Raw genomic sequence first — 3,230 nt, forward strand, 5'->3', positions numbered from 1 at the left:
GCATCTGTATCGCGTTGGATTAATCAAATAGAGCCAAAAGCATCGAGTACGCGTCAGCGAAAAATCGATAAATCCGAGTTGATAAAAGATGTTGAACAATATCCAGATGCTTACCAAAAAGAGCGTGCAGAGCGTTTTGGCATTTGTCAGAAAGCCATTTGGCAAGCTCTTAAAAAAATAGGATTGACCTATAAAAAAAACTCTACATCATCCGAAAACCGACGAAAACACTCGACAAACGTTTCAACAAAAAAACAACAGTATGATCGCAAAAAGAAGGTAAGCATATTGTTTTTATTCATGAAAGTGGTTTTCACACGATAGCCCGCGGACTCACGGCTATTCCCCGAAAGGTCAACAGTGTGTTGTTCTCAAGAACTGGGGAGCTAAAGAAAAAACAAATGTTATCGGGCCTTTATTAGGCACAACGCTGTTTGTTATCGGATTATTTGATATCAATATTAACATTAACAGCGATGTTTTCTATGCATGGGTCACCCAAGTCCTTATCCCAGTACTTCCTAAAAACAGTGTAATCATCATGGATAATGCAACTTTTCACAAGAAACAGAGTATTCAACAAGTCATCATCGATGCGGGGCATATGGTGGAATATTTGCCTACCTATTCGCCAGATCTTAATCCAATTGAACATAAATGGGCACAAGCTAAATGCAAAAAAGAGCGCTCGGATGGAACACAGATATTTTGTGCGTACTCACTATGGTGTAATCAAAATTAAGTCGCTTAGCTATAACTTGGGCCCCTAGTCCTCATCCGGGCTGAGGACAGTGTCTAATGGGTAGTTTGACTGGGGCAATCTCCTCCCAAAGCGTAACGGAGGAGCACGAAGGTTGGCTAATCAAGGTCAGACATCGTGAGGTTAGTGCAAAGGCATAAGCCAGCTTGACTGCGAGGGTGACGGTGCGAGCAGGTACGAAAGTAGGTCTTAGTGATCCCGGTAGTTCTGAATGGAAGGACTATCGCTCAACAAATAAAAGGTACTCCGGCGATAACAAGCTGATACCGCCAAAGAGTTCATATCGACGGCGGTGTTTGGCAACTCGATGTCGGCTCATCACATCCTGGGGCTGAAGTAGATCCCAAAGGTATGCCTCTGTTTCGGGATTTAAAGTGGTACGTGAGCCAGGTTTAGAACGTCCTGAGACAGTTCAGTCCCTATCTGTCGTGGGTGAGGAAAGATTGAGGAGAGCTGCTGCTAGTACGAAAGAACCGGAGTCGACGCACCACTGGTGTACAGGTTGTCATGCCAATGGCATTGCCTAGTATAAAATAGAATAAAATAGAATAGATAAGTGCGGAAGAGATAACCGCTAAAAGCATCTAAGCGGGAAACTTGCCTCAAGATAAGTCTTCCCTGACAGTAATGTCCTATAAGGGGTGTTCAAGACGAGGACGTAGATAAAGCTAAGTGTGTAACCGTAGCGATACGTTGAGCTAATTAGTACTAATAACCCGAGAGGCTTAACCTGACAACACCGAAGATATTTTAAGAGAGAAAATTTTAGCTTGTTTTGAGATTGAATATGGGCAAATTTTGCTGAAGGCCAAGGTGTATTCGCTACTGAGGTAGGTCAGCAGACTATGCAGACTATAAAGCAGCGAAATAAGACGGGATAAATAGAAAAAATTTGTCTGGCGCGAATAGCGCGGTGGTCCCACCTGACCCCATACCGAACTCAGAAGTAAAATGCCGTAGCGCCGATGGTAGTGTGGGCTCTCCCCATGTGAGAGTAGGGAACTGCCAGCCTTTAATTTAAGGCTAATGGGAAAGACCATTAGTAAAATGGATCTCTGATAGAACAGTTTGGTTAGTGGTTATTTATCTATACTTTTAATTATTAATATCATGGATAAGCTACTTAAACGTTCGTTAAAATATAAATAGCAAAGAATTTGCTTAGTAGCTATAGCGCGGTAGCTCCACCTGATCCCATGTCGAACTCAGAAGTGAAATGCCGTAGTGCCCATGGTAGTGTCGGGTCTCCCCATGTGAGAGTAAGAAACTGCTAAGCTTAAAATATTAAGGCCACCTAATTAAGGTGTCTTTTCTGTATGTGCAAATAATAAATCATAACTTAATGAATAATATATTTTATGGTTGAATTGTATCGATTTTATCGACAAGCTTTATTAATATTTTTGATATTTATTATAAGGGTCGCCTCAGAAAACGGAAAAATCGTACGCTAAGCTTTGATTATGAGAGCACTTTGTAAACTGTTGAACGACCAATTTTTAATTGTCTCGCAATCTCTGTCACACCAACTCCGTTCTCATAGAGACGACGAACTTTTACACGGTCTATAGTGGGTTTACGTCCAAACCTAACGCCTTTCGCTTTCGCTTCCTCACGACCTTCATTCGTTCGTTCCAGTATTCCTAACCGTTTGGCCTGAGCCACAGCTGACAAAATAGTTACCACCATCTTCCCCATGGTTCCTTCGGTGCTAATCCCGTCATCCATAAACCGGATTGCCACCCCCATTGAGTCAAACTCTTTGATGAGTTGGATCATATCTGCTGTATCGCGGCCCAATCGGTCTAGCTTCTTCACCAATATAATATCGCCTTCCTCAACCTTGAGCCGGAAAAACTGAAGGCCTTCGCGTTTTTTATGGATGCCCGACTCTTTATCGGTAAAAATCCGGTTAGCCTTTACTCCTTCGGCTTTTAGCGATTTCACCTGCACATCCAGTGACTGTTGACTGGTATAGCTGGGCGACTTTAAAATGATTACAAGTAATTACTCTATATCAGTAAATTTATATTGAAGAAAAACATATATTTTGTAATCAAAATTAAGTCGCTTAGCTATAGATACACAGGCATAACCAAAGAGCCTCATAACAAAGCTGTCTCCTAAATCGTTTGATAGATAAAGTGTCTATCAAGTACTGGATTTTCCAATTATAGCTAAGCGACTTAATTTTGATTACACGATATTGAGTGCGAACAAAATATCTGTGTCGCATCCGAGTACTCTTTTTTTGCATTTAGCTTGTGCCCATTTATGTTCAATTGGATTAAGATTTGGCGAATAGATAGGCAAATATTCCACCATATGCCCCGCATCGATGATGACTTGTTAATACTCTGTTTCTTGTGAAAAGTTGCATTATCCATGATGATTACACTGTTTTTAGGAAGTACTGGGATAAGGACTTGGGTGACCCATGCATAGAAAACATCGCTGTTAATGTTAATAT

Annotated in this window: 4 protein-coding genes, 2 rRNA genes, 1 pseudogene and 1 other annotated feature; of the genes and pseudogenes, 4 read left to right on the forward strand and 3 right to left on the reverse strand. The window is 41.3% G+C overall.

Annotated features, from left to right (window positions below):
• The 4 genes and pseudogenes from ARSQ2_RS02655 to rrf (ARSQ2_RS02670) all read left to right on the forward strand — a co-directional run.
• A partial coding sequence (locus ARSQ2_RS02655; RefSeq protein WP_181994271.1) for an IS630 transposase-related protein occupies positions 1–324 on the forward strand: 324 nt, incomplete at its 5' end.
• A 46-nt stretch (positions 325–370) separates the two neighbouring features.
• A pseudogene (locus ARSQ2_RS14545) lies at positions 371–616 on the forward strand (transposase); the annotation flags it as partial.
• Positions 617–669: 53 nt separating this feature from the next.
• Positions 670–1,480, forward strand: a sequence feature (23S ribosomal RNA rRNA prediction is too short).
• A gap of 175 nt (positions 1,481–1,655) precedes the next feature.
• A 5S ribosomal RNA gene (gene rrf, locus ARSQ2_RS02665) occupies positions 1,656–1,771 on the forward strand.
• Between the two features lie 149 nt (positions 1,772–1,920).
• Positions 1,921–2,036: ribosomal RNA gene (gene rrf / locus ARSQ2_RS02670) — 5S ribosomal RNA — on the forward strand.
• A 185-nt stretch (positions 2,037–2,221) separates the two neighbouring features.
• Here rrf (ARSQ2_RS02670) and ARSQ2_RS02675 read toward each other — a convergent pair.
• The 3 genes from ARSQ2_RS02675 to ARSQ2_RS14550 all read right to left on the reverse strand — a co-directional run bounded on the left by ARSQ2_RS02675 (position 2,222) and on the right by ARSQ2_RS14550 (position 3,085).
• Positions 2,222–2,758 (reverse strand): recombinase family protein, encoded by a 537-nt coding sequence (locus ARSQ2_RS02675; RefSeq protein WP_181994273.1) that lies wholly within the window; start codon positions 2,756–2,758, stop codon positions 2,222–2,224.
• 73 nt (positions 2,759–2,831) lie between these two features.
• Positions 2,832–3,017 (reverse strand): hypothetical protein, encoded by a 186-nt coding sequence (locus ARSQ2_RS02680; RefSeq protein WP_181994272.1) that lies wholly within the window; start codon positions 3,015–3,017, stop codon positions 2,832–2,834.
• Complete coding sequence (locus tag ARSQ2_RS14550; RefSeq protein ID WP_420837723.1) at positions 2,957–3,085, reverse strand: hypothetical protein; 129 nt, start codon at positions 3,083–3,085, stop codon at positions 2,957–2,959. Before ARSQ2_RS14550 ends, ARSQ2_RS02680 begins: the two co-directional genes overlap by 61 nt.
• Positions 3,086–3,230: the final 145 nt, after the last annotated feature.

It is taken from the genome of Arsenophonus endosymbiont of Bemisia tabaci Q2, from assembly GCF_902713415.1.
GTDB lineage: Bacteria > Pseudomonadota > Gammaproteobacteria > Enterobacterales > Enterobacteriaceae > Arsenophonus.